The following is a 25,639-nucleotide window of genomic DNA, read 5'->3' as shown; positions in this document are numbered from 1 at the left end:
GGCCAGATAGGCGCACAATCGGCGGCTGCCACTGTAAATCCGCGCCCGCGCACTTATAAAGGCAGGCATGGTGAACCAATCGGGCTGGCGTGGACTGGCCGGCATCTTCAAGAACGAGGCCCCCAAGAGTCCATGGGGCAGCGGCGGCGGAAGCGGCGGCAGCTCCGGTAATGGGGGCGGCGGTTCCGGCAATGGCGGCGGTGGCGGCGGCCCTCGCAACCCCTGGTCCTTCCCGCCCGACGGCAAGCGCCCCCGGCCCGGCGCCACGAGCCTGGACGAACTGCTGCGCCGCGCGCGCGGCGGCGGCGGCGGGGTCCCGGGGCTTCCCAGCGGAAGCCGGCTGTGGATGCTCGTCATCGGCGCGTTGCTGCTGGTCTGGGTGCTCTACACCAGCATCCATCCGATCGGCCCGCGCGAGCGCGGCGTGGTGACCACGCTCGGCTCCTATTCGACTACGCTGACCCCGGGCGTCCGCCTGACGCTCCCCGCGCCGCTCCAGCTCGTCGACGTCGTCGACGTCGCCAACATCCGCACCGACAATTTCCCGACCGGCGGCGAGAATCTGATGCTGACCGGCGACCAGAACATCGTCGACCTCGCTTATTCGGTGCGCTGGGACATCAGCAGCGCGGTCGACTACAAGTTCCAGATCGCCAAGCCCGAGGACACGGTGCGCGCGACGGCGGAGAGCGCGATGCGCGCCGTGGTCGCCACCACCACCCTCAACGAGGCGATCGGCCAGGGCCGCGCGCGGATCGAGGGCCAGGTGCAGACCAAGATCCAGGAGATCCTCGACCAATATCATTCGGGCATCCGTATCCAGGGCGTCGCGATCCAGAAGGCGGCGGCGCCGCAGGCAGTGGACGAGGACTTCAAGCAGGTCACCGCCGCGCAGCAGGAGGCCCAGGCGAACAAGAACAACGCCAACGCCTATGCCCAGCAGGTGCTCGCCCAGGCGCAGGGCGAGGCCGCCGAGTTCGACAAGATCTATGAACAGTACAAGCTCGCACCCGAAGTGACGCGTCGCCGCATGTATTACGAGACGATGGAACAGGTGCTTTCGCGCACCAACAAGACGATCGTCGAGGCGCCCGGCGTCTCGCCCTTCCTTCCGCTTCCCGCGCTGCGCGGAGGCGGCGGTACCCCGCCGGCCGATGCAACGGTCCGGGGCCAGGCGCAGGGAGGAGCAGCGCGATGACCGCCAGCTGGTTCCGTAGCCCGATCGGTATCGCGATCGGCCTGATTCTCCTGCTCGTGGTGCTCATGAGCACGGTAGCGATCGTTCCCGAGAACAAGCAGGTGGTGATCCTCCGGCTCGAGCAGCCGCGCGGGACGGTCAACGCCTATCGGCCGGGCGAGCAGTTCGGCCACACGCAGGCAGGGCCCATCTTCCGCATCCCGTTCATCGATCGGATCGTCTGGGTCGACAAGCGCGTGCTCGATATCGACCTGCCCAACCAGCAGGTGCTCTCGACCGACCAGCTCCGGCTCGAGGTCAACGCCTATGCGCGGTTCCGCGTGGTCGATCCGCTGCGCATGGTCGTCACCGTCGGCAGCGAGGAGCGCGTCCGCGACCAGCTCCAGCCGCTGTTCGGCTCGTCGCTGCGCAACGAGCTCGGCAAGCGTACTTCGGCGACCTTGCTCAGCCCCGAGCGCGGCGAGGTGATGGAGAACATCCAGGCGGCGCTCCAGCGGCTCGCCAGCCAGTACGGCGTCGAGATCGTCGACGTGCGCATCAAGCAGACCGAGCTGCCCAGCGGCTCGCCGCTCGACAGCGCGCTCAACCGCATGGCGACGGCGCGGCGACAGGAGGCCGCGACGATCAAGGCGCAGGGCCTGAAGGAAGCGCAGATCATCCGCGCCACCGCCCAGGCGCAGGCCGCGCAGGTCTATGCCGCGGCGTTCAACAAGGACCCAGCCTTCTACGACTTCTACCGCGCGATGCAGTCCTATCGCACCACCTTCCTCGCCCAGGGCGAAGGCAAGGGCGACACCGCCATCGTCCTCTCTCCGCAGAACAGCTATCTGCGCGAGTTCATGGGGCAACGATGAGGCTGCAGATTCGTTCATATTCAATCAGCGTTCAGCATCCGGACGCGAGAAACGCGTCCGAATAGTTGCTCATCCTTTGAAGGGATTCGTACCCGTGCGTTACGCCTACGCTCTTACCACTGCCCTTGCCCTGAGCGGCGCCGCCGCTGCCATGACGCTGAACCACGCCGGCGCGCAGACCGCGCAGAACGAGCCCGGCGCGATCCAGGCCGCCGCGCCGCGCGCCGGCGCGCCGATGAGCTTCGCCGACATGGTCGCCAAGCTCCAGCCGGCCGTCGTGAACATCTCGACCACGCAGCGCGTCCAGGTGAACACCAATCCGTTCGCGGGCACGCCGTTCGAAGGGCTCGTCCCGCAGGGCCAGGGCGGCGGCCAGCCGGTGACGCGCCAGGCCGAATCGCTCGGCTCGGGCTTCGTCATCTCGGCCGACGGCTATGTCGTCACCAACAACCATGTGATCTCCGCCGGCCAGCGCGGCGCGGTGGTCGAATCGATCACGGTCACCTTCCCCGATCGCCGCGAGTTCAAGGCGAAGCTGATCGGCCGCGACGTCCAGTCGGACCTCGCCGTGCTCAAGATCGAAGGCGCCAACCTGCCCTTCGTCCGCTTCGGCGATTCGCGCCAGGCGCGCGTCGGCGACTGGGTGGTCGCGATCGGCAATCCCTTCGGCCTCGGCGGCTCGGTCACCGCGGGCATCATCTCGGCGACGCACCGCGTCACCGGCCAGGGCGGCGCCTATGACCGCTTCCTCCAGACCGACGCCTCGATCAACCGCGGCAATTCGGGCGGCCCGATGTTCGATCTCCAGGGCAACGTGATCGGCATCAACTCGCAGATCCTGTCGCCCACCGGCGGCAATGTCGGCATCGGCTTCGCGATCCCCGCCGAACAGGCCAAGCCGATCGTCGACACCCTGATGAAGGGCAGCGCGATCACGCGCGGCTATCTGGGCATCCAGATGCAGGACCTGACCGCCGACCTCGCCGAATCGTTCGGCGTGGCGAAGGGCAACGGCACGATCGTCGCGCGCGTCGAGCCCGGCCAGGCCGCCGAGAAGGCGGGCATCCGCCAGGGCGACGTGATCGTCCGCGTCAACAACCAGGACGTCACCCCGGATCAGACGCTCAGCTATCTGGTCGCCAATGTGACGCCCGGCACGCGCATCCCGGTCGAGCTGGTCCGCGACGGCAAGAAGCAGACCGTCACCGTCACCGTTGGCACGCGCCCGCCCGAGGAACAGCTCGCGCAGCAGTTCGATCTCGAGGACAATGACAGCGGCCCGCAGGACGGCGAGACGATGGGCGCCGCGTCGCTCGGCATCGCGGTGACGCCGCTGACCCCGCAGATCGCCCGGTCGATCGGCGTGGACGCCACCGCGCAGGGCGTGGTGGTGCTCGGCGTCGACGCGAGCAGCGATGCCGCCGGCAAGGGCCTCACACGCGGCGACCTGATCACCACGGCCAACCGCACCCCGGTGCGCACCGCGGCGGATCTGGCGCGGATCGTGGGCCAGGCCAAGAGCGGCGGCGCCAAGCAGGTGCTGCTGTTCGTCCAGCGCCGCGGCCTCGGCCGTTACGTGTCGGTGCAGATTCCCGGCTGAACCATTGCCCTTCCGGGCTGACTAATGCCCGTCTCTCCCCTAGAACGGATTCTCTGAAAAGGAGTTCGGTATGGCGGGAGAGACGGGCATTTTCCTGGGCGCGGCCGGCGACGCCCGGCAGGAGCTGGTGCTCCGCCGCGCCAACCGCCACGGATTGATCGCGGGCGCGACCGGCACCGGCAAGACCGTGACGCTGCAGGTGCTCACCGAAGGCTTCTCGGTGGCCGGCGTCCCCGTCTTCGTGTCGGACGTGAAGGGCGATCTCTCGGGGCTGGGCATGGCCGGCTCGCCGACCGCGAAGACACACGACATCTTCGCCAAGCGCGCGCAGGAGATCGGCGACACCGAATGGCGCTACGGTGAGTTGCCGGTGCAGCTCTGGGATCTGTTCGGCGAGCAGGGCCATCCGATCCGCGCCACCGTCTCCGAGATGGGCCCCCTCCTCCTCGCGCGGCTGCTCGACCTCAACGAGACGCAGGAAGGCGTACTCAACGTCGCCTTCCACGTCGCCGACGAGGAGGGGTTGCTGCTGCTCGATCTCGACGACCTCCAGGCGATGCTCGCCCATTGCGCCGAGCGCGCGGGCGAGCTCTCGACTCAGTTCGGCAACGTCACCAAGGCGAGCGTCGGCACGATCCAGCGCCAGTTGCTCCAATTGCGTTCGCAGGGCGCGGAGAATTTCTTCGGCGAGCCCGCGCTCGACATCGGCGAGTTCATCCGCACCGACGATCGTGGAAGGGGCGTGGTCAATGTGCTCGCCGCGGACAAACTGATGGCGAGCCCGCGCCTCTATGGCAGCTTCCTGCTCTGGCTGCTCTCCGAGCTGTTCGAGACGCTTCCCGAGATCGGCGACCCCGACAAGCCCAAGCTCGTCTTCTTCTTCGACGAGGCGCATCTGCTGTTCGACGGCGCGCCCAAGGCGCTGCTCGAGAAGATCGAGCAGGTCGTGCGGCTGATCCGCTCGAAGGGCGTCGGCGTCTATTTCGTCACGCAGAACCCGGTCGACATCCCCGAGGACGTGGCCGGCCAGCTCGGCAACCGCGTCCAGCATGCCCTCCGCGCCTTCACGCCCAAGGACGCCAAGGCGGTGCGCTCCGCGGCGGAGACGTTCCGCGCCAATCCGGAGGTCGATGTCGCGACGGCGATCACCGAGCTGAAGGTCGGCGAGGCCTTGGTCTCAGTGCTCCAGGAGGACGGCGCGCCATCACCGGTCGAGCGCACGCTGATCCGCGCGCCGGGAACGCGGGTGGGGCCGCTCGCGCCCGACGAGCGTGCGATGCTGATCACCACCGATGCGGTCGGCGACAAGTACGACACACTGATTGATCGCGAATCCGCCGAGGAGATTCTCAAGGCGAAGGCCGAGGAAGCCGTCGCCGCTGCCGCCGAGGCGCAAGCCGAGAGCGAGGCCGACAAGGCCGCCGCGGCGCAGGCGAAGGAGCAGGCCCGGCTCGCCAAGGAGGCCGAGCGCACTCGCCTCGCCACCGAGCGCGCGCAGGCGACCGCGACTTCGCCCTGGGCCAAGATGGCGACGTCGGCCGCCCGGTCCGCCTCGTCCTCGATCGGCCGCCAGGTGGCGAACGAGATCGGCCGCGAGATATTCGGCGGGAGCAAGCGGCGCTCGTCCGGCGGGGGCCTGGGCGCGCAGCTGGTGCGCGGCATTCTGGGCGGGCTGTTCAGAGGCTGACAAGCGCGGCATAGTATCTCCCGATACCTTGGGAAGATCAGGACTTGGGGGGAGATCAGCACTTGGCGACAGACGCCGCGGCCCGCGCGCCGCTCGAACTCACGCTTCGCGGCGTATTGCTGGGCGGCGCGATCACGTTGCTGTTCACTGCGGCGAACGTCTATGCGGGCCTCAAGGTCGGGCTGACCTTCGCGACCTCGATCCCCGCCGCGGTCGTCTCGATGGCGATCCTGCGCTTCTTCCGCGGTGCCTCGATCCTCGAGAACAACATCGTCCAGACGATCGCGAGCGCGGCGGGCACGCTCGCCGCGATCGTCTTCGTGCTGCCCGGGCTGATCATGGTCGGCTGGTGGTCGGGCTTCCCCTATTGGACCACGGTGGCGGTGTGCATCACCGGCGGCGTGCTCGGCGTGATGTTCTCGGTGCCGCTGCGCCGCGCGCTGGTGACCGGGACCGACCTCCCCTATCCCGAGGGCGTCGCCGCGGCCGAAGTGCTCAAGGTCGGTTCGAGCAGCCGCGCGGGCGATGTCGAGAACGCCAGGGGCCTGCGCGTGCTGATCTTCGGCGCGCTCTTCTCGGGCGGCTTCGCCCTGCTCGGCAAGATGAAGCTGGTCGCCGAGGAGGCCGCCAAGAACTTCACGGTCGGCAGCACCGCATCGGGCTTCTCGACGAGCTGGTCGATGCTGCTGATCGGCGTCGGGCACCTCGTCGGCATCTCGGTCGGCGCGGCGATGTTCTTCGGGATGCTGATCTCCTGGACCACGCTCGTGCCCTATTTCGCTTCGGGCGGCGATCTTTCGGCGGGCGTCGACGCGCTGGTCGGCGGCACGTTCCGCGGGCAGGTGCGCTTCGTCGGCGCGGGCACGATCGGCGTCGCGGCGATCTGGTCGCTGCTCAAGATCATCGGCCCGATCATCTCGGGGCTGCGCTCGGCGCTCGCCGCCTCGCGCGCGCGCAAGGGCGGCGAGACGCTGGCGCTCACCGAACGCGACCTGCCGATCGGCATCGTCGCTTTGGTCTCGGTGCTCACCCTTGCCCCGATCGCATGGCTGCTCTGGGATTTCTCGACCGGCGGGCCGGTGCACGACTATCCGGTCGCGGTGATCGGCGGGTCTTTGCTCTACGTGCTCGTCGTCGGCGTGCTGATCGCCGCGATCTGCGGCTATATGGCCGGGCTGATCGGCGCGTCGAACTCGCCGGTCTCGGGCGTCGGCATCCTCGCGGTGCTCGGCGCGTCGCTGCTGCTGGTGCTGATCTTCGGGCATGAGGCGGACCCGACGCGCACCAATGCGCTGATCGCCTATGCCTTGTTCACCACCGCGATCGTCTTCTCGATCGCGACCATCTCCAACGACAATCTCCAGGACCTCAAGACCGGGCAGCTCGTCGGCGCGACGCCGTGGAAGCAGCAGGTGGCGCTGGTGATGGGCGTGGTGTTCGGATCGCTGGCGATTCCCCTGGTGCTCGATCTGCTCAAGGACACTTTGGGCTTCGTCGGCATGCCCGGCGCGGGCCCGAACGCGCTCTCCGCGCCGCAGGCCGCCCTGATCTCGTCGATCGCCAAGGGCGTGCTGGGCGGCGATATCGACTGGGGGCTGATCGGCCTCGGCGCCGCGATCGGCGCCGGCGTGATCCTGCTCGACGAGTTGCTGGGCAAGGCCGGCAAGATGCGCCTGCCGCCGCTCGCGGTGGGCATGGGCATCTACCTGCCGATGGCGCTCACCTTGCTGATCCCGGTCGGCGCGGCGATCGGCCATTTCTACGACCGCTGGGCGAAGCGCAGCGCCAACCCCGAATTCGCCGAGCGCATGGGCGTGCTGGCGGCGACCGGGCTGATCGTCGGCGAGAGCCTGTTCGGCGTGGCCTTTGCGGGGATCCTCGCCTGGGCCAACCGCAACTCGCCGATCCCGCCCAACGACGCGCCGCTCGCGCTCATGGGCGAGCATTTCGAGAGCGTGGCGATGTGGCTGGCGCCCTTGCTGTTCTTCGGGCTGATCGCGGTGGCCTATGCGATCACGCGGCGGATGGTGGCGAGCGTGCCGCCGACCTCGACGCCCGAACCGACGATCGACGACATCGCGAATTATCGGTGAGCAAATTCCCCTCCCTGAAAGGGAGGGGCAAGGGGTGGGTTTTGGAACGGTCGGGGCTCGATGCCCCGGCCGTTTCATTTTGCCGATCAGTATATGAGTCTTTTAAGGCGCGCAGACGCGCGCACCCACCCCCTGCCCCTCCCTGCAAGCAGGGAGGGGAGGAAAATCTCAGCACATCTGCTCGAGCAGCGCCTTGATCGGCGCGAAGGCGAAGGCGACCGAGCTGTCCGCCACGCCGTAGGGGATGAACAATTTGTCGCCGTGGCGGATCGCGCCGCAGGTGTAGACGACGTTGGGCACATAGCCCTCGCGGTCCTGGTCGGCCGCGGCGAGCAGGGGCTCCTTCGAGCGCGCAAGCACCTTCGACGGGTCCTTCTTGTCGAGCAGGGCCGCGCCGATCGAATATTTGCGCATCGCGCCGACGCCGTGGGTGAGCACCAGCCAGCCGTCGTCGACTTCGATCGGCGGCCCGCAATTGCCCATCTGGACGAGCTCCCACGGATATTGCGGCTTGATCAGCAGCTCGCCGCCTTCCCAATGGGTGATGTCGTCGGAGGTGTGGAGGAAGATGTTCTCGCCGTCCTGGCGGCCGAGCATCATGTAGCGTCCCTCGATCTTGCGCGGGAACAGCGCCATGCCCTTGTTGCGCGAGGCCCCGCCGGTCATCGGCACGAGATCGATCGCGCGCCAGTCGCGCGTGCGCAGCAGCTCGGACTGGATCACCGAGCCGTTATAGGCGGTGTAGGTGCCGATCCACTCCTCGCTGCCGTCGTCATGGTGGAAATGGCAGATGCGCAGGTCCTCAAGCCCGTTCGACTGCGCCTTGGTGATCGGGAAGATGACGGTGCCCGACAGCGTCGAATCGCGGTGGCGATAAACCGTCACCGGGCCCTCGGGCATCGTGTCCTCCTCCTCCTCGCGCGCATCGGCGGCGGTGGCGAAGGGCGGCTCGGGGGCGAGCGACAGCTCGTTCTTGTCGGTGATGATGCCTTCGCGGAACGACACCGACGAGATGTGCCCTTCCCCGACCGCGCGGAGCGACATGAGGATACGCAGCGCCCCCTTGGGCATGCCCGACTGGTCGTAATGCGGCACCGCACTCGGGTTCATCAGCGCGGCGGCGGCATAGCTGTATTCGTGGCAGAAATAGGCGCCAAGCAGCTGGCGCTTCTCGTCGCCGATGTTGCTGCCGTCGAGGTCGAGCATGTCCTCGATCTCGTCATAGCGGGTCATGAACACCCGGCGCGTCTGCCAGTGGCGCGCCTCGAAGTCCTTGAGCACGATCTCGAGCTGCGCGCTGGCCTCGCCGGGCGACATCGCCAGCACCTCCTGGACGATGCGCTCCGATCGGCTCGGCCCCGACCCGTTATGCGCCCAGGCGATGTGGAAGGGCCGAACCACCACGCGCGAGGGGTCGGCGCGAAGCCGAAGCGTGTGGTTGAACAATTCCTGCATTCGCCCCCCGTACCGTCCCTACAGCCAGCGCGCAGGGTTCACGCGACGGCGGTGCGGGGGGTGATTGCCATGTTTTCGGTGGGCATTGAAAGGGCGGAAATCGCACAATTCGCCAATTGGAGCGCCAGAATCGACTCGGCGCCCTGATTCCGGTTCAGCCCGTTGGGCATCAGCCCGTCGAAACAGCCGCCGTCCTGCGCAGTGGCGAGCGGCAATTCGAGGTCGTTCGCGCCGAGATACCATCGATAGGCGCGCATCGCCTCCTCGTGCCAGCGCGCGTCGCCGGTCACTTCATAGGCCGCGACGCACGCATCCACCGTCGCCTGCGCCTCGAGCGGCTGCTGGTCGAAGGGCAATGGCTCGGCATAGGGCCTGCCGAAGCTATCGGTGCCCACCGCGCGGAACCGGCCCTCGGGCGAGGTCTGCCGCCCGACGATCCAGTCGAGCGTCTCGAGCCCGACCTGGATGAAGTCGTGCCGGCCCAGCACCAGGCCGGCGCGCAGCAGCGCCTCGGGAAGCCGGGCATTGTCGTAGGCGAGCACGATCTCGAACCATTGCCATTCGGGCCGGCGCGCCTCGTCGAGCAACGCGATCAGCTCCTCGCCATAGCGCGTGAGGATCGTGCGCGAGAGCGCGTGCCCCGGATGCGCCTCGATCATCGCCGCGGCGCCGAGCATCGCGAAGGCATGCGCGCGCGGCGCCTGGAGCTCGAGCGCGATCGACGCGGTGTTGTCGAACAGCACCGAGGCCCAGTCGCGGTGCTTCTGCGCGCGGGCGTCGCGCGCGGTGACGCCGAGCGCCCAGATCGCGCGGCCGTTCGAATCCTCCGACCCCACATCCTCGCACCAGCTGCGATCGAAGTTCATGAAGTTGCGGAAGCGGCGCTGGTCGGGGTTCCAGGCATATTGGACGAACGCGCCGTAGATGCTCGTCCATTTGTCGCGCGCCGCCTCGTCGATCCCTTCGATCCGGCACATCAGGATCAGCGCGCGGGCATTGTCGTCGATGCAATAGCCGTGGCGGCGATCGGGGACCGAATAGATCGAATGCTGGAGCATACCCGTCGAATCGCTCATCCGCTCGACCGCGGCGATATCGGGCTCGAGGATCCCCAGCTCGACGGTCGCCCTGCCGAAGCGGCGCGGCCGGGCGGCGACGATCGCCCCCAGCTCCGCCATCGCGGTCTCGGCGAGGCGCGGCCAGATCATCGTGCGGCCGCGCGCATAAGCGCGCTGCGCCAGCGCCAGCCGCTCGTCGCGGTCCGTCAGCAGGCGATCGATCTCGCGCGCGAAGCCGGCGCTGTCGCCGAAATGGACGAGCACGCCATGATCGTCGGCGAGGATCTCGGTGGCATGCACATAGGGCGTCGAGATCACCGGCTTGCCGACGCCGACCGCGTAGGACAGCGTGCCCGACGTGATCTGCGCCGGGTTGGTATAGGGCGTCACATAGAGATCGGCGGCCTGGAGATAGTCGATCAGCGCGTCATGCTCGACGAAGGCGTCGATGAACGCGACATGGTCGGCGACGCCCTTTTCCTCGGCGAGCGCCTTCAGCCGGTCGCGATAGGCCTCGCCTTCGTGCGCCACCAGATTGGGATGCGTCGCGCCGAGCACGACGTAGAGCGCCTCGGGATGGCCGGCGGCGACCTGGGGCAGCGCCGCGATCATCGTCTCGATGCCCTTGTTGGGCGCGAGCAGGCCGAAGGTCAGCACGACTTCGCGGCCTTCCCAGCCGAAGGCCGGCTTGAGGCTGTCGGGATCGACGAAGGCGCGGTCCGGCACGCCGTGCGGGATCATCACGATGTTCCGCTCGTCGGCGCCGTGGACGCGCCTGAGGATGTCGCGGCCGCGCTCGGCCATCACGATGACTCGCGACGCGCGGCACAGCAGCGCCTCCATCACGCGGCGCTCGTCGGCGCTGGGCCGCTCGAGCACGGTGTGGAGCGTGGCGATCACCGGGATCGAGAGCCGATCGATCAGCGCGATCAGGAACTCGCCCGCCGGGCCGCCATAGATGCCATATTCGTGCTGGATCCACAGCGCCTGCGCACCGCTCGCCTCGATCGCGCGCGCGGCATCGAGATAGGCGGCGCGATCGTGTTGCGGGATCGCGCGGGTGACCGCGTCGGGATAGGCGTAGCGCCCCGGATGGTCGTCCATCGCATAGACGTCGACCCGAAGATCGGGATAGCGCTGCTGGAGCGCGTAATAGGTGTCGGTCGTGTAGGTGGCGAGGCCGCACTTGCGCGGAAGAAAGTTGCCGATGAGCGCGAGATGATCGATTTCCGGAGCGAACATGAGCGGCGCCATTCGACTTCCTTCGCTAGTGCAGCAATCTGACCCCTACAGACCCCTGTCCGCCTCCCAACTCTTGCAAAGGAATATGGTTTCATTCTTGTTGCATTGCAACATCAATGAATCCGACGAATCGTGCCGTAAATCTGAGGTTCAGCCTCGGCCGCGATAGCCGGGCACGTCCTGCGGCGGAATCCACACGCCCTGGGGCGGCTCTCCCGACTGCCAGAAGACGTCGATCGGGATGCCGCCGCGCGGATACCAATAGCCGCCGATTCGGAGCCATTCCGGCTTCATCTCGCCGAACAGCCGTTCGCCGATCCCCACGGTGCAATCCTCGTGGAAGGCGCCGTGGTTGCGGAAGCTGCCGAGGAACAGCTTCAGCGACTTGGATTCGACGATCGTCTCGCCCGGGACATAGTCGATCACCAGATGCGCGAAATCGGGCTGGCCGGTGATCGGGCAGAGCGACGTGAATTCGGGCGCGGCGAAGCGGATCATGTAGCGGCTGCCCGGGCGCGGATTGGGCACGTAGTCGAGCTCCGCTTCCTCGGGCGTCGCGGGGAGGGTGGAGGTCTTGCCGAGATGTTTAGCGTCCATCGCGGCCATGTAGGCGTTTGCGGAGCGCTTTGCATCCTTCTAGGACCATGGGATGGACGCACTCGTAACGACCGAATGGCTGGCAGGCGCATTGGGCGCCGAAGGCCTGGTGGTGCTCGACGCCACCTATACCTCCACCCTCCCAGGATCGGCGAAGCAGGACCCGAAGGCGGAATATGCCGCCGGGCATATCCCCGGCGCCCTGCTGCTCGATCTCGACACGCTCGTCGACGCGGACGACCCGCTCCCCTCGATGCTGCCGTCGCGCGACCTGTTCGAGGCGCGGATGGCGGCGCTCGGCATCACCGCGGAAAGCCGCGTCGTGCTCTACGACAACAGCCCGCACCATACGTCGTGCCGCGCCTGGTGGGTGCTCGGCCGCTTCGGCGTCGCGGCGGCTCTGCTCGACGGCGGGATCGCCAAGTGGAGGGCCGAGGGTCGCCCGCTGGAGCAGGCGACCCCCTCCCCCGCGCGCGGGGCCTTCGAGGCGGGCATGCCGGTGACCCAGGTGCGCAGCCTCGCCGAGATGCGGGCGACCGACGAGCAGATCGTCGACGCGCGCTCGGCGGCGCGCTTCACCGGCGAGGAAAGCGACCCGCGCAAGGAATGCGCACCCGGTCACATCCCCGGCTCGAAGAACATCCCCTATGGCCGCTTCTTCGAAGCCGACGGGACCTGGAAGCAGCCCGAGGCGATCCGCGCCACGTTCGAAGCAGCGGGTCTCGATCCCGACAAGCCGCTGGTGGCGACCTGCGGATCGGGCATCACCGCCTCGGTGATCGCCTTCGCCGCGCATCTGATCGGCCGCGACGTGCCCGTCTATGATGGCAGCTGGTCCGAATGGGGCGCACTTGCCGCCACGCCCAAGGCGCTGGGGCCGGCATGAGCGACGAGAAGGACGCGACCCGGGTGGTCCAGGCCGGGCGGCGCCCCGAATGGACGCAGGGCATCGTCAGTCCACCGGTGTGGCGCGCCTCGACGATCCTCTACGACTCGGTCGCCGAGCTGCGCGCGCGCGGCGCCGCGGACACGCACCACAAGCTCTTCTACGGACGCCGCGGCACCCCGACCCAATGGTCGCTCGCCGATGCGCTGACCGAGCTCGAGCCGGGCGCGGAGGCGACTCTGCTCTATCCGTCGGGCGTGGCGGCGGTCGCGGCCGCCCTGCTCGCGGTGCTCGAACCCGGCGACGAGCTGTTGCTGGCGGACAGCGTCTACGATCCGACGCGCAGCCTGGCGGGCGGGCTGCTCAAGCGCTTCGGGATCGCCACGACCTTCTACGATCCGTTGATCGGCGCGGGCATCGCCGACCTCTGCACCGATCGGACCAAGGCGATCTTCCTCGAGAGCCCGGGCAGCCTGACCTTCGAAGTGCAGGACATCCCCGCGATCGTCGCGGTCGCCAAGGCGCGCGGGATCACGACCCTGCTCGACAATACCTGGGCCACCCCGCTGCTGCTCCCGGCGATCGGCATGGGCGTCGACTATTCGATCCTCGCCTGCACCAAATATGTCGTCGGCCATTCGGACGTGATGCTGGGATCGGTGACCGCCGCCCAGGGGCAATATGACCGGCTGCGCGCCACCACCTACCAGCTCGGCCAGACCGCCAGCCCCGACGATGCCTGGCTGGGCGCGCGCGGGCTCAGGACGATGGCCGTACGGCTCGACCAGCATGGCCGCTCGGCGCTGAAGATCGCGGAGTGGCTCCGGACCCGGCCCGAAGTCGCGCGTGTGCTCCACCCCGCGCTTCCCGATTGCCCCGGGCACGAAGCGTTCGTCCGCGATTTCCGGGGCGCGTCAGGCCTCTTCTCGTTCGTGTTGCGCGGCGGATCGGACGCGGCGCGCGCGGCGCTGATCGACGGGCTGCGGCATTTCGGGATCGGCTATAGCTGGGGCGGGTTCGAGAGCCTGGCGATCCCGGTCGATCCCCAGCGCTTCCGCACCGTGACCCGATGGGAGGCCGAGGGGCCGGTGGTGCGGCTTCAGATCGGGCTCGAGGATGCCGACGACCTAATCGACGATCTCGAAGCCGGGCTCGCGCGCTTCGCCGGGGCGCGCGGCTGATGGAGCGGCTCGGCGCCTGGCTGGCGGGACACAACCTGCCGGGCACCGCCGAGCTCACCGAAGCCGCGATCGCCGCCGGATTGACGGGAATCGCGCTCGTCCTGGGCTGGCTGGCGGGCCGGCACATCGGCACGCGGATCGCCAAGGCCTGGGCCGAACATATCAACGGCAACGCCGCCAACTTCCATCTCCGCGTCTGCGCGATCGTGCGCTGGGGCAGCGCGGCGATCCTGCTCGCGCTCGCCGCGGTGAGCTGGCCATGGACGCAGCTCGCCGCCTTGGTCATCGGCCTGGGCGAGGGGCTTTCGGTGGCGATGCTCGTGGCCGCGGTGCTGCGCGGGCTCAACCTGCCGCGCTGGGCGGCATGGACGCTCGGCGCGCTCGCCTTCACCGCGATCCTGAGCCACGCGATCGGCGGCTTCTCGATGGTCGAGACCACGCTCGACCGCGTCGGCATCCAGGTGGGCCAGCGGCGCTTCTCGCTCTTCTCGGCGCTGACCTTCGGGATCACGATATTGCTGCTGTTCGCCGGCGTGCGGCTGGCCAACCGGGTGCTGGGCCATTCGATCCGCGGCGCCCGCGGCTTCGATCCCACCCAGAAGCTGCTGGTCGAAAAGCTCGCGAGCATCGCGGTGGTGGTGCTCGCCTTCTTCATCGGCGTCGATCTGCTCGAGATCGACCTCACCGCCTTCGCGGTCTTCTCGGGCGCGTTCGGCCTCGCGGTGGGCTTCGGGCTGCAGAAGACGATCGGCAATCTGATCGCGGGAATCATCCTGCTGATGGACCGATCGATCAAGCCGGGCGACGTGATCGTGGTCGGCGACAGCTTCGGCTGGGTCAACAAGATCGGCGTGCGCGCGGTCTCGGTGATCACGCGCGACGGCAAGGAGCATCTGATTCCGAACGAGAATCTGATGACGCAGGAAGTGGAGAACTGGTCGTACACCGACCGCAACGTCCGCGTCCGCATCCCGGTGACGGTCGCCTATGACTGCGACTTGAAGCTCGCCCAGGAGCTGATGCTCCGCGCCGCCGCCGAAAGCCCGCGCGTGCTCAACAACCCCAAGTCGAACGTGTGGCTGATGGCGTTCGGCCAGAACGGAGTCGAGCACGAGATCCTCGCCTGGATCAGCGATCCCGAGAGCGGCGTCGGCAACGTGAAGAGCGACGTGCTCAACCGGCTCTGGCTTCTCTTCAAGGAGCACGGCATCCAGATCCCGTATCCCGTCCGCGACGTGCGGGTCAGGGAATGGCCGACAGCGGAGCGCTGACGCTCCGCCCCGACCGCGTCAGCCTTCGTCCTTGTCCTTGTCCTTGCAGTCATCGGCGACGCGCGTCGCCTTGACCTTGAGACGAAGAGCCTGCGGCTTTCCATCCTGTTCGAAGTTCATGACGAAAGTGCCCTGATAGCTCGTTGAATCATAGGTGCCTTCGCTGACGAGCCGCGCGTTGGAAGGGCCGGCTGCCTCGATCTCATATCGACCGCCGGACATTCGGTTGCGCACGAAGCGCCATCCTTCTTGCAGGCTTTCGGCGGATGCGATCTCGCCTTTACCCAGCTGCTCGGCGGTGATGCATTCCTTGTCATGGTCCTCGACATCGCCCGTCTGCACCACGTCGTAGAGTCCCGGCTGGAGCTTGCCCGCGAAGCCGGTGCCTGCCGCGACCGACTCGCTCGCGGCGGCTTCGTTGGCGGGAGCATTTGCCTTGCCGCACGCACCGATCAGGAGCGCGAGCAGCAGGGGCGCCATCGGCGCCGGGCGGAAACGGTGAAGCGCCACGGTGAATTTTCCTTCGGGATCGGGATGAGAATGCGGCGGAGGCAATGGGTGCAAATCCGGCCTGTCTCCACGCGATTTGCGACGAAGACCGGCGTGACGAGCGACGAGGGGCGACTATTCGCCGTTGGGCGCGATTGCGGTGCCCCCTCCCCATTGTCCCGAACCTCGCCTATCTTGGCGCCGTGAGTTCGCAGCCGATTACCGCTCGCATCGCCGATGGCGTCGCCTCGATCCCCACGGCGGAGTGGGACGCCTGCGCCGGCAGCGGCAATCCGTTCGTCAGCCACGCCTTCCTGTCGATCCTCGAACGCTCGGGATCGGCGACGGCGCGCGCGGGCTGGCGGGCCCTGCCCATCATCGTCAACGGATGCGACGGGCGCGCCGCCGCGATCGCGCCGGCCTATGTGAAGGCGCACAGCCAGGGCGAATATGTGTTCGACCATGGCTGGGCCGATGCGTGGGAGCAGGCCGGCGGCAACTATTATCCCAAGCTGCAGGTGGCGGTGCCGTTCACCCCGGTGCCGGGGCCGCGACTGCTGCTCCGCGACCCGGCCGTCGCACCGTCGCTGATCGCCGCGATCGAGGCGGTGACCGACCAGAACCAACTGTCCTCGGCGCACGTCACCTTCGTCGACGAGGACCAGTTGCACTGGTTCGAGGCGGCGGGCTGGCTAATGCGCGCCGGGACGCAGTTCCACTGGCGGAACCATGGCTATGCCGGCTTCGAGGATTTCCTGGCGGCGCTCTCGAGCCGCAAGCGCAAGGCGATCCGCAAGGAGCGCGCCGCGGCGCTGGAGGGGCTGACCGTGCGGCACCTCGCCGGCGCCGAGATCACCGAAGCGCATTGGGACGCCTTCTGGACCTTCTACCAGGACACCGGCTCGCGCAAATGGGGTCGCCCCTATTTGACGCGCGAATTCTTCTCGATGCTCGGCGCCGAGATCGCGGACAAGGTGCTGCTGATCCTCGCCGAACGCGACGGCGTGGCCATTGCAGGCGCGCTCAACCTGATCGGCGAGGAGGCGCTCTACGGGCGCTATTGGGGGGCGACCGAGGAAGTGCCGTTCCTCCATTTCGAGCTCTGTTACTATCAGGCGATCGACGCGGCGATCGCGCGCGGACTGGCGCGGGTCGAGGCGGGCGCGCAGGGCGAGCACAAGCTCGCGCGCGGCTATGCCCCGGTGACGACCTGGTCGGCGCACTACATCCCCGACCCGGGCTTCCGCCGCGCGGTCGCGGATTTCCTGCGGCGCGAGCGCGAGGCGGTGACGCGCGAACAGGAATGGCTGGGCGAGATGATGCCGTTCCGGCGCGGGGGCTAGGCGGCATCGACATTCAGTTTGAAGGCCCCCCTCCCTGCTCGCAGGGAGGGGCAGGGGGTGGGTGCGCGCGTCTGCGCGCCCAAAGGACTCGTCAATCGTGCCGCAAGAGGCACCGGCCGGGGCATCGAGCCCCGGCCGGTGCCAACCCACCCCTAACCCCTCCCTTGAAGGGAGGGGGAATTTGAATGTCGATCCGACCTAGCGCCCCGCACCCGGTTCAGTGGCTAGCGTTGCCGAACGGCGATTCGGTGGCCTCGGGCTCGGGCAGGTTGCTGGTGAACTGGCGGCCGTCGCTCAGGATGATGTCGCGCTCCCATTTGGGCAGCGGCAGCTCGCCCGGGCGGATCACCGGCGCCGGGACATTGTGGTCGACGCGGTACAGGCCGCTGACTCCGTTGACATAGACGGGCACCAGCCCCTGCATGAACTTCGCCGGGAACTGCGGCGGGCGGATCATCCAGACATAGTCGAACGCGTCGCGCGGGAAGCGCGTCAGCGCCCAGGGCACCGGCCGCCACCATTCGCGCGGGCACTGGACGTCGGTGACGATCTGCGAGGGATCGTGCGCGAAGCGCTTGGCGGCGCCGTAGCGCACGGTGAGCAATTGCGCGCCGGGCATCGACCATTGATCGTTGGTGTAGGCGAGCTTGCGCTCGAGCGCGAGCGCGGGGACGTGCTGGAGGCGCGTCATCTTCCACTCGTTGTAGCAGGTCTCGCCGACGAAGCTGACGAGGCGCGCGCCCTCGGGCAGATGCTCGAGCGCCTTGAGCTCGCGATCATAGGACTTGTCGTAGAGGAGGAAGCTCCACGTCGTCGCCGCGATCCGCGCGGTGAAGAACGCCATGCCGAGCGCCGCCACCAATGCCGCGCCGCGCATCGACATGCCCGGCTTGGGGCGGATCGCGATGATGCCGATCGCCATGAGAAAGGGCACGAGCCGCATGTCGGCATAGGCCGATCCGAACACGATCCGCGGCAGCAGGATGTAGACCGCGAGCAGGAAGAGGAACGACAGCCCCAGATTGCGCGAATATTGGAGGTTGGGGTCGCGGATCGCCTTGAACAGCAGCAGGAACAGCACGCCGACCGAGGCGATGTCGAACAGCTGCCAGCGGTCGCGGAACACCTGGACCACCCACAGCACCTTGGCGCGCCAGTTGAACCAGTCGCCGGTCTGCCCGGTGACATGGCCGCCGCTCCGCCATGCCAGCATGAGCAGGACCGGGGGCGCGAGCACGAGGCACTGGATGCCCGCCTTGAACCAGGGGAGCAGCCACGAGCGCACGAAGCCCTGCCCGCGATGCGCGTCGTGGTGGCGGATCAGTTCGGCCGAGAAGGCGAGCACGCCGAGCACGCCCCAGCCGAAGGTATGCGTGATCCAGATCAGCACCGAGATCGGCAGGAACGCCAGGCTGCGGAACTGGAACTTGCCGAGCCGCGCCAGCCGCAGCCACCAGCCGAAGCCGAGCAGCGCCATCCCCATCGACAAGGCGAAGTTGACGAAGCCGAAATGGAACGGGAAGGCATAAGCGAGCGGCAAGGCGAACAGGGCCGTCGCGGGGATGCGGCCATGCACCTCGCGCGCGATCATCAGCAGCCCGGCGACGGTCATCGCCGGAATGGTGATGACGATCAGCTTGACCGCGAGCTCGAGCCCGAAAATCTTCGACAATGGGATGACCAGCAGGTCGACCCCGAGATTGCCCATCAGCGCCCAGTTGAAATTATACCAGTCGTGCAGGTGCGGATATTGGGCATAATCGAGCTGGACGCGGTAGCGCCCCATATGTCCCGGCAGATCGACCAGCGGCGGAATGTCCGGCCACAGCAAAGGCACGATCGCCATGAACGTGGCCAACGCCACGAACCATCGTGTCTGCCACCAATGCAGCCTTTCGCCCCTGTCCATCGCGCGGCTTTAGGGGAGCAGATGGGGGGGCCGCAAGCGCAGGCTTATCCGATGACCTTCCACACGCGCACCGGAGACCCCGGCATCGGCACCGGCTCGAGCCAGGCGAAGCGCTCCCCGCGCTCGAGCCGGGCCCAGAAGCCGTCGGGGCTCCTGGCGCGATAGAGCTCGGGCTCGTTGAGGCCCGGGCAGACGGCCACATAGGCGGCGCCATAGCGGCGCACGATCGCATGCGCCTGCTCGGGCCCGGCGATGAAGGCCGCGATCACGTCGTGCATCGCCGCCATGTTGCGATGATGGCCGCTCGCCACCGCGCGGTGGTGCGTCGTGGCGACGAGGTCGGGCGAGATGTCGAGCGGCGCGAAGATCATTCCGCGCGGCAGCGTCCCGACGGTGCGGGCGTCGCTGAAATCGGTGCAGGTGGGGCGTCCGGCGGTTTCGTAGCGCTGCTGCGCCGCCCGCATCGCCTGCGCCTTGGGCATGCCGAGCAACGCGACGGCGACCAGGCCGGGCGACACGGCGAGCAGCGCCCCCGCGGTCGCCAGCGTGCGTTCCAGCGGCGAAGGGATTGCCCGGGCGCGCGTGAGCATCGCGAAGAGCGCCCAGGCGGCGCCGGGAACCGCGAAGGCATTGGCCGTCGCCCCGGCGCGCATCACCAGCAGCGACAGGAGGAAGGCGGCGGCGAGCGCGGCAATGACGATCGCCCATTGGGCCCGCGTCTCGCCTTCGCTCCGGCGAAACGCCAGGACGGAGCCCGCCAGGCCGACCAGGGGGAGCCCGACGGTCATCGCCGCCCAGCTCGGAAACTGCTGCCAGACCGGAAGCCCCTCGGACACGTTCTCATACCATATCGCGCGCGTGAGCGGATCGAGCTGGGCGAACGGCCCGCCCACGCATTCGGGCGCGATGCCGAGGAGCACGCCGGCAGCCGCGGCTCCCGCAAGGCCGAGCGATGCCACGCGCACGAGGAGGGGGGCGGTCCCGAGGAGAGTCGCGAGCGTCGTGCCCGCGGCGGCGGTGAGGAGGACCAGGAGCCAGTCGGCGGTCACGGCGTCGCAGAGCGGCGCGGCATAGCCGATGCCGCGCGTGGCGACATGCAGCAGAAGCGCGCCGCCGGCCAATCCCCAGACCATGCCGAGCAATTGCGAGCGTCGCGCCGGATCCAGGGCCCAGGCCAAAGCGGCGATGCCGCAGAGCGCGGCCGCGACCGGCAGGCCCTCGAGCGAGATGGTGACGAGCGCGGCGAGGCAGATGCCCGCCAGCGCTCCGGTCCGCAGCGCCGGCTTGCCGGTCAGGAGATAGAGCGCGGCCAGCGCGAGGACGATCTGCCAGCCATGGTGATCGATGCGCATCGGGCGCAGCTGGTAGAGCAAGGGCACCGACAGGGGCGCGACGAGCACCGCGAGCCTGGCGCACTGGATGCCGGCCAGCCGGCGCGTGAGGCCGGCGACGAGGGCCAGCACCGCGAGCAACGTGAGCAGCGGCACGATCACCAGCGCGGCGCGCTCGGCCACTGCCTGGCCCAGCAGCGGCTGGGTGACCGCGATGACGGCGGCCAAGGGCAGGTCGACCAGGCGCGACCAGTGCAGGTCCCCCGCGAACAGGCGGTGCTGGCCGACGTCCCACCAGCTCTGGCCGCCGAGCCAATCGCGCACCTCGAGCAGCCGGAGCGCATCGTCGGGATCGGGGAATCCGAGCGCGTAGATGCTCACCCCGGTGGCGATCAGGAGGACGGCGGCCGCCAGGGCCCAGCCGGTGAGGACCGCCGGCCAGAGCCGGACCCCGTTCATGCTGCCTTGAGGCGGCCGGGGACGAGGCGTTCGGACGCGAGCGCGGCCTGTTCGCCCTCGGTGCCCGATTCGTGATATTCGGCGTCTTCGTTGACGTTCCAGATGTCGTAGACGCGCTCGCCCGCCTCGATGTTGCGGACGGTGAGCATCGCCGTCATCATCGCATGGTCCTGGTTGTTGTAGCGATGCATGCCGTTGCGGCCGACGAGGTGGAGCGTGGGATAAAGCTCCTCGAGCTCGCGGCGGAGCGCATCGACATTGTCGCGATAATGGTCATCATAGACCGGATAGGCCTTTTCCTGGCGGACTACCGCGCCGCCCACGACCGTCGCCGGATCGGCGAGGCCGAGCTGGGCGAGCTCGCGCGTGGCGAGCGCCACGAGGTCGGCATCCGAGGACGACCACAGCCCGTCGCCTTCGAAGCAGAAATATTCGAGGCCGACACAGGCCAGCTCGGCGTCGGGCACCATCTCGGGCGACCAGCTGCGGAAGTTCTGGACGCGGCCGACCTGCACGCCTTCCTCGTGGATGTAGATCCAATTGTCGGGGAACAGGTCTTCCGAGCGGATCATCAGCGCCACGGTGAGGAAGTCGCGATAGTGGAGGTCCATCGCCGCGGGGATCGTGGCGGGCAGCGGCTGGATGCGGCCCGCAAGCTCGCGCATCGGTGCCGACGAGATCACGTGCGCCGCGTTGATCGTGACCGTCTCGCCGCCATGCGTCGCCTGGACGTTCCAGCGCTGCGTGGCGCCGTCGAAGCGCATCGCCTTCAGCGCGTGGTCCATCAGCACGCGGTTGCCGCCCTCGAGCACGCGGTCGCGCGCGGCTTCCCACATCATGCCGGGGCCCTTGCGCGGATAGCGGAAGGTCTCGAGCAATGTCTTGGTGGCCATGCCGTCATTGGGCTTCTTGTTGAGCCCCAGCGAGCGCTTGAGCCCGTCGAGCACGGCGGCGCCCAGGCTCAGCCCCTTGATGCGCTGCGCCGCCCAGTCCGCGGACATCTCGTCGCACGGCATGCCCCACACCTTCTCGGTATAGGTCTTGAAGAAGATCGAATAGAGCTTGTGGCCGAACTGGTTGACCACCCAGTCCTCGAAGCTCTTCACGTCCTTCTTGGGGAAGAGCTTGGCCTTGGCGTAGCTCGCCATGCACAGGGTCGAGGTCCAGACGCCGAGATTGATCAGCGCCTCGAACGCGCGCAGCGGGTAGCTGTAGAACTTGCCGCCATAATAGATGCGGCTCATGCGCGGGCGTTCGATGAAGTCGTCGGGCAGGATCTCGTTCCAGAGATCGACCACTTCCTTCGACTTGGAGAAGAAGCGGTGGCCGCCGATGTCGAAGCGGAACCCTTCATGCTCGACGGTGCGGCTGATGCCGCCGACATAGACGGGGTCCTTTTCGATGACCGTCACCGAATAGCCCGACTTGGTGAGCAGATAGGCGGCGGTCAGTCCGGCAGGACCGGCGCCGATGATGGCGACATCAACGGCGTTGGCGGATTTCGGCATTGCTGGTCGTTTCCCCGTACGAGTGCGCGGGGATGCAATGCCGGACGAGGCGATAAAGTTAGGTTAACGCGGAGTGAAATCCGGCCTCAGCCGCCGCGGCGGCCGAGCAGTCGCAGCCGCAGCGCGTTGAGCTTGATGAAGCCCGCGGCGTCGCGCTGGTCGTACGCGCCCTGATCGTCCTCGAAGGTCACGACTTTCTCGCTGTACAGGCTGTGCGGCGACTTGCGGCCGGTGACGATCACGTTGCCCTTGTAGAGCTTGAGCCGGACCGTGCCGGTCACCTTCTCCTGGCTATGGTCGATCGCCGCCTGGAGCATCTCGCGCTCGGGGGCGAACCAGAAGCCGTTATAGATCAGCTCGGCATAGCGCGGCGCGAGCTCGTCCTTGAGGTGCGCGGCGCCGCGATCGAGCGTGATCTGCTCGATGCCCCGGTGGGCGAGATGATAGATGGTGCCGCCCGGCGTCTCGTACATGCCGCGCGACTTCATGCCGACGAAGCGATTCTCGACCAGATCGAGCCGGCCGATGCCGTGCTTGCGGCCGAGCTCGTTGAGCGCGGTCAGCAAGGTCGCGGGCGACATCGCCTCGCCGTTCAGCGCGACGCCGTCGCCGCGCTCGAAATCGATCGTGATGCTCTCGGGTGCGTCGGGCGCGTCCTCGGGATTGACCGTGCGCGAATAGACATAGTCGGGCACTTCCTCCCACGGATCCTCGAGCACCTTGCCCTCGGACGAGGTGTGGAGAAGGTTGGCGTCGGTCGAGAAGGGGGATTCGCCGCGCTTGTCCTTGGCGACCGGGATCTGGTGCGCCTCGGCGAATTCGATGAGCCGGGTGCGGCTGGTCAGATCCCATTCGCGCCACGGCGCGATCACCTTGATGTCGGGGTTGAGCGCGTAATAGCCGAGCTCGAACCGCACCTGGTCGTTGCCCTTGCCGGTCGCGCCGTGGCTGACCGCGTCGGCATTGACGAGCTTGGCGATCTCGATCTGGCGCTTGGCGATCAGCGGCCGCGCGATCGAGGTTCCGAGAAGGTACAGCCCCTCATAGAGCGCATTGGCGCGCATCATCGGGAAGACGAAGTCCTTGACGAACTCCTCGCGCAGATCGTCGATGAAGATATGCTCGGGCTTCACGCCCGCCATCTCGGCCTTGCGCCGCGCGGGCTCGAGCTCCTCGCCCTGGCCGAGATCGGCGGTGAAGGTCACCACCTCGCACTGATATTCCTGCTGGAGCCACTTCAGGATCACGCTCGTGTCCAGCCCGCCCGAATAGGCAAGGACGACGCGGTTGATCTTGTCGGACATGGGGCAGGCGACTCCAGATGCGCGGGAAACCGGGGGCGCTCTAGGGTCCCTGCACGCGCGGCGCAACCATGGTAAGACGCGTGCCGGAGAAGCAGGATGGCCGAAACCAAGACCAAGCCGACCCAGGTGAAGGTCGCCGACTTCATCGACGCCGCCCCGGACGCGGTGCGCCGCGAGGACGCGAAGACGCTCGTCGCATTGATGTCGCGCGTGACGGGAGAGGAGCCGGTGATGTGGGGGCCCTCGATCATCGGCTTCGGCAGCTATCATTATCGCTACGAGAGCGGGCACGAGGGCGACGCGTGCCGGCTGGGGTTCAGCCCGCGCAAGGCCGAGCTGGTGCTCTACGTGCTGACCGGCAGCCCCGAGCAGGAAGCCCCGCTCGCGCGACTCGGCAAGCATCGGACGGGCAAGGCCTGCCTCTACGTCAAGAAGCTCGCCGATGTGGACATGGCCGCGCTCGAGGAGATCGTCCGCGGGGCGCTCGCCTGGATGGACGCCCGCTATCCGCGCTGATCCTCAGGCGAAGAGCCGCTCGCCTGGCGTCATCGATTCGCGCAGCCCGCGCTCCGCCTCGCCCATGTAATCGCGCGTGATCGGCAGGCTGTCACGCGAACGCGAGAGCTGGAGTTGGTAGTTGACCAGCCCGCCATTGACGAAGGCGGCATAGGAGCCGGCGAGATAGAAGGTCCACATGCGGAAGAAGCGTTCGTCGTAGAGCGCGACGATCTCGTCCCGCGCGGCGACGGTCCGATCGTACCAGGCCTTGAGCGTATAGGCGTAATGGAGCCGCAGCACTTCGATGTCGGTCGGGAACATGCGCAGCCCCTCATAGCCGCGCACGATCTCCGACAGCGCCGGGATATAGCCGCCGGGGAAGATGTATTTGAGCGTGAAGGCGTCGGTGACGCCCGGCCCGCCCGCGCGGCCGATCGTGTGGAGCAGCATCACGCCCTCGGGCGTGAGCAGCTCGCGGACCTTGCGGAAGAAGGTGCGATATTGCGGCGTGCCGACATGCTCGAACATGCCGACCGAGACGATCCGGTCGAACTGCCCCTCGACCTTGCGATAGTCGATCAGCTCGAAGCGGACCTTGCGGTCGACGCCGAGCTGCGCGGCCCGCTCGCGCGCGACCTTGAGCTGCTCCTCGGACAGGGTGATGCCGAGCATCTCGGCGCCGGTCTTCTGGTGGAGGTAGAGCGCCATCCCGCCCCAGCCGCAGCCGATGTCGAGCACGCGCATCCCCGGCTCTATCGCCAATTTGGCGGCGATATGTGCCTTCTTGTCGAGCTGGGCCCGCTCGAGGCCGTTCGCCGGATCGGTGTAGTAAGCGCAGCTATATTGCCGGTCGGCGTCGAGGAAGAGATCGTAGAGCCGCCGCGACAGGTCGTAATGGTGCGCGACGTTGCGCTTCGAGCGGCGCGCCATGTTGTAGCGCCCGATGCGGTGCGCGATATTGTTGGCGAGGCGGGCGAGCGGCTTGGGATCGAGCGCGGCGGTCGCATCCTCCCAGCGATTGTTGCCCGTCATCAGCATGAGCAGGTCGCGAATGTCGCCCTGCTCGATCACGAGCCGCCCGTCCATGAAGGCTTCCGCGGCGCCCAAGGCCGGGTCGCGCAGGATCGCCGCGGCGACGCCGGGGCCGAACCGTATCGTGACGGGCGCGAGGGCCGGATCGGGCGTCCCGAAGCTGCGGCTGGTGCCGTCCGCATGGATCACATTGAGCTGCCCGCGCTTTACCGCGCGTGCGAAGAAGCGATCGATCAACGCCATAGACCGTCCTACACAACAGCCCCGCCCGGCATATTAAATTAGGATCGTAACGACTTTTCGCAATGCGGAAAAACGCGGCGCATCAAGGTCGCATGCCCACACCCACTCGTTCCTCTCCCTGTGGGAGAGGTAGCGAAGCTTGGCAGCTTGCTGCCTAGCGTAGCTTGGTGAGGGGTTCCCGTACTATCGAGAGCGCGGGTCCCCTCACCCAGCTCCGACTAAGGCCTTGCTTCACAAGACCTAAGTCTGCGCAACCCTCTCCCAATGGGAGAGGGGAACATGGACCTAGGGCGGATCGACATTCAAATTCCCCCTCCCTTTCAGGGAGGGGTTAGGGGTGGGTTGGCACCGGCTGGGGCTCGATGCCCCGGCCGGTGCCTTTTGCTGCACGATTGGCGAGT

At 67.8% G+C, this 25,639-nt stretch carries 19 protein-coding genes; 10 read left to right on the top strand and 9 right to left on the bottom strand.

Going from position 1 to position 25,639, the window contains the following annotated elements:
- Positions 1–67 precede the first annotated feature (67 nt).
- The 5 genes from MT490_RS14145 to MT490_RS14125 all read left to right on the top strand — a co-directional run bounded on the left by MT490_RS14145 (position 68) and on the right by MT490_RS14125 (position 7,432).
- Complete coding sequence (locus MT490_RS14145; RefSeq protein ID WP_297388924.1) at positions 68–1,198, top strand: protease modulator HflK; 1,131 nt, start codon at positions 68–70, stop codon at positions 1,196–1,198.
- Positions 1,195–2,052: a protease modulator HflC gene (locus MT490_RS14140; protein ID WP_297388922.1), complete on the top strand. Its 858-nt coding sequence runs from the start codon at positions 1,195–1,197 to the stop codon at positions 2,050–2,052. Before MT490_RS14145 ends, MT490_RS14140 begins: the two co-directional genes overlap by 4 nt.
- Before the next feature lie 94 nt (positions 2,053–2,146).
- Positions 2,147–3,652: a Do family serine endopeptidase gene (locus tag MT490_RS14135; protein WP_297388919.1), complete on the top strand. Its 1,506-nt coding sequence runs from the start codon at positions 2,147–2,149 to the stop codon at positions 3,650–3,652.
- 70 nt (positions 3,653–3,722) lie between these two features.
- Positions 3,723–5,339 (top strand): helicase HerA-like domain-containing protein, encoded by a 1,617-nt coding sequence (locus MT490_RS14130; protein ID WP_297388916.1) that lies wholly within the window; start codon positions 3,723–3,725, stop codon positions 5,337–5,339.
- Positions 5,340–5,401: 62 nt separating this feature from the next.
- Complete coding sequence (locus MT490_RS14125) at positions 5,402–7,432, top strand: oligopeptide transporter, OPT family (RefSeq protein WP_297388912.1); 2,031 nt, start codon at positions 5,402–5,404, stop codon at positions 7,430–7,432.
- Between the two features lie 168 nt (positions 7,433–7,600).
- Here MT490_RS14125 and MT490_RS14120 read toward each other — a convergent pair whose 3' ends face one another.
- The 3 genes from MT490_RS14120 to queF form a co-directional block, all read right to left on the bottom strand.
- Positions 7,601–8,887: a glycoside hydrolase family 130 protein gene (locus MT490_RS14120; protein WP_297388910.1), complete on the bottom strand. Its 1,287-nt coding sequence runs from the start codon at positions 8,885–8,887 to the stop codon at positions 7,601–7,603.
- A 38-nt stretch (positions 8,888–8,925) separates the two neighbouring features.
- Positions 8,926–11,199, bottom strand: coding sequence for a glycosyltransferase family 4 protein (locus MT490_RS14115; protein ID WP_297388906.1), 2,274 nt, complete (start codon positions 11,197–11,199; stop codon positions 8,926–8,928).
- A gap of 138 nt (positions 11,200–11,337) precedes the next feature.
- A complete protein-coding gene (queF, locus tag MT490_RS14110) occupies positions 11,338–11,784 on the bottom strand; it encodes a preQ(1) synthase (RefSeq protein WP_297388903.1) in 447 nt (148 codons plus the stop codon).
- A 52-nt stretch (positions 11,785–11,836) separates the two neighbouring features.
- Between queF and MT490_RS14105 the strand changes: the two genes are divergently transcribed.
- From MT490_RS14105 to MT490_RS14095, 3 genes are read left to right on the top strand one after another with little or no spacing between them, the layout of a single operon-like run.
- Positions 11,837–12,670, top strand: coding sequence for a sulfurtransferase (locus MT490_RS14105; protein ID WP_297388900.1), 834 nt, complete (start codon positions 11,837–11,839; stop codon positions 12,668–12,670).
- Positions 12,667–13,851, top strand: a complete 1,185-nt coding sequence (gene metC / locus MT490_RS14100; protein ID WP_297388897.1) for a cystathionine beta-lyase — start codon at positions 12,667–12,669, stop codon at positions 13,849–13,851. Before MT490_RS14105 ends, metC begins: the two co-directional genes overlap by 4 nt.
- Entirely contained in the window at positions 13,851–15,122 is a 1,272-nt protein-coding gene (locus MT490_RS14095) for a mechanosensitive ion channel domain-containing protein (RefSeq protein ID WP_297388895.1), read from the top strand. Before metC ends, MT490_RS14095 begins: the two co-directional genes overlap by 1 nt.
- Before the next feature lie 18 nt (positions 15,123–15,140).
- On the opposite strand, the gene MT490_RS14090 is transcribed toward MT490_RS14095, so the two are convergent.
- On the bottom strand, positions 15,141–15,632 hold the full coding sequence (locus MT490_RS14090) for a DUF3617 family protein (RefSeq protein WP_297388894.1): 492 nt from the start codon (positions 15,630–15,632) through the stop codon (positions 15,141–15,143).
- 182 nt (positions 15,633–15,814) lie between these two features.
- Between MT490_RS14090 and MT490_RS14085 the strand changes: the two genes are divergently transcribed.
- Positions 15,815–16,954, top strand: a complete 1,140-nt coding sequence (locus MT490_RS14085; protein ID WP_297388891.1) for a GNAT family N-acetyltransferase — start codon at positions 15,815–15,817, stop codon at positions 16,952–16,954.
- Positions 16,955–17,171: 217 nt separating this feature from the next.
- Here MT490_RS14085 and MT490_RS14080 read toward each other — a convergent pair whose 3' ends face one another.
- The 4 genes from MT490_RS14080 to MT490_RS14065 all read right to left on the bottom strand — a co-directional run bounded on the left by MT490_RS14080 (position 17,172) and on the right by MT490_RS14065 (position 23,465).
- Entirely contained in the window at positions 17,172–18,863 is a 1,692-nt protein-coding gene (locus MT490_RS14080; protein WP_297388888.1) for a hypothetical protein, read from the bottom strand.
- Between the two features lie 44 nt (positions 18,864–18,907).
- Positions 18,908–20,653 carry a hypothetical protein gene (locus tag MT490_RS14075; protein WP_297388885.1) on the bottom strand — a complete coding sequence of 582 codons (1,746 nt, stop codon included), beginning with the start codon at positions 20,651–20,653 and terminating at the stop codon, positions 18,908–18,910.
- The gene (locus tag MT490_RS14070; RefSeq protein WP_297388882.1) at positions 20,650–22,161 is read right to left on the bottom strand and encodes an NAD(P)/FAD-dependent oxidoreductase; all 1,512 of its coding nucleotides are present in this window, start codon (positions 22,159–22,161) and stop codon (positions 20,650–20,652) included. The genes MT490_RS14075 and MT490_RS14070 overlap by 4 nt, the downstream gene beginning before the upstream one ends.
- Positions 22,162–22,247: 86 nt before the next feature.
- A complete protein-coding gene (locus MT490_RS14065; RefSeq protein WP_297388878.1) occupies positions 22,248–23,465 on the bottom strand; it encodes an argininosuccinate synthase in 1,218 nt (405 codons plus the stop codon).
- Positions 23,466–23,561: 96 nt separating this feature from the next.
- Here MT490_RS14065 and MT490_RS14060 point away from each other — a divergent pair, with 96 nt between their 5' ends.
- On the top strand, positions 23,562–23,981 hold the full coding sequence (locus MT490_RS14060) for a DUF1801 domain-containing protein (RefSeq protein WP_297388876.1): 420 nt from the start codon (positions 23,562–23,564) through the stop codon (positions 23,979–23,981).
- Positions 23,982–23,984: 3 nt separating this feature from the next.
- Here MT490_RS14060 and MT490_RS14055 read toward each other — a convergent pair whose 3' ends face one another.
- The gene (locus tag MT490_RS14055) at positions 23,985–25,238 is read right to left on the bottom strand and encodes a cyclopropane-fatty-acyl-phospholipid synthase family protein (RefSeq protein WP_297388873.1); all 1,254 of its coding nucleotides are present in this window, start codon (positions 25,236–25,238) and stop codon (positions 23,985–23,987) included.
- Positions 25,239–25,639: the final 401 nt, after the last annotated feature.

The organism is Sphingomonas sp., assembly GCF_026460985.1.
Taxonomy (GTDB): Bacteria; Pseudomonadota; Alphaproteobacteria; order Sphingomonadales; family Sphingomonadaceae; genus Sphingomonas.
Note: the sequence above shows the minus strand (reverse complement) of the source record. Positions and strands in the feature narration are given on the sequence as shown.

Bases quoted from the DNA above. Each gene is read 5' to 3' on its own strand.
- MT490_RS14145 (WP_297388924.1), top strand. From the start codon at position 68: ATGGTGAACCAATCGGGCTGGCGTGGACTGGCCGGCATCTTCAAGAAC.
- MT490_RS14140 (WP_297388922.1), top strand. From the start codon at position 1,195: ATGACCGCCAGCTGGTTCCGTAGCCCGATCGGTATCGCGATCGGCCTG.
- MT490_RS14130 (WP_297388916.1), top strand. From the start codon at position 3,723: ATGGCGGGAGAGACGGGCATTTTCCTGGGCGCGGCCGGCGACGCCCGG.
- MT490_RS14120 (WP_297388910.1), bottom strand. From the start codon at position 8,887: ATGCAGGAATTGTTCAACCACACGCTTCGGCTTCGCGCCGACCCCTCG.
- MT490_RS14115 (WP_297388906.1), bottom strand. From the start codon at position 11,199: ATGGCGCCGCTCATGTTCGCTCCGGAAATCGATCATCTCGCGCTCATC.
- queF (WP_297388903.1), bottom strand. From the start codon at position 11,784: ATGGACGCTAAACATCTCGGCAAGACCTCCACCCTCCCCGCGACGCCC.
- MT490_RS14105 (WP_297388900.1), top strand. From the start codon at position 11,837: ATGGACGCACTCGTAACGACCGAATGGCTGGCAGGCGCATTGGGCGCC.
- metC (WP_297388897.1), top strand. From the start codon at position 12,667: ATGAGCGACGAGAAGGACGCGACCCGGGTGGTCCAGGCCGGGCGGCGC.
- MT490_RS14095 (WP_297388895.1), top strand. From the start codon at position 13,851: ATGGAGCGGCTCGGCGCCTGGCTGGCGGGACACAACCTGCCGGGCACC.
- MT490_RS14080 (WP_297388888.1), bottom strand. From the start codon at position 18,863: ATGGACAGGGGCGAAAGGCTGCATTGGTGGCAGACACGATGGTTCGTG.
- MT490_RS14075 (WP_297388885.1), bottom strand. From the start codon at position 20,653: ATGAACGGGGTCCGGCTCTGGCCGGCGGTCCTCACCGGCTGGGCCCTG.
- MT490_RS14070 (WP_297388882.1), bottom strand. From the start codon at position 22,161: ATGCCGAAATCCGCCAACGCCGTTGATGTCGCCATCATCGGCGCCGGT.
- MT490_RS14065 (WP_297388878.1), bottom strand. From the start codon at position 23,465: ATGTCCGACAAGATCAACCGCGTCGTCCTTGCCTATTCGGGCGGGCTG.
- MT490_RS14060 (WP_297388876.1), top strand. From the start codon at position 23,562: ATGGCCGAAACCAAGACCAAGCCGACCCAGGTGAAGGTCGCCGACTTC.
- MT490_RS14055 (WP_297388873.1), bottom strand. From the start codon at position 25,238: ATGGCGTTGATCGATCGCTTCTTCGCACGCGCGGTAAAGCGCGGGCAG.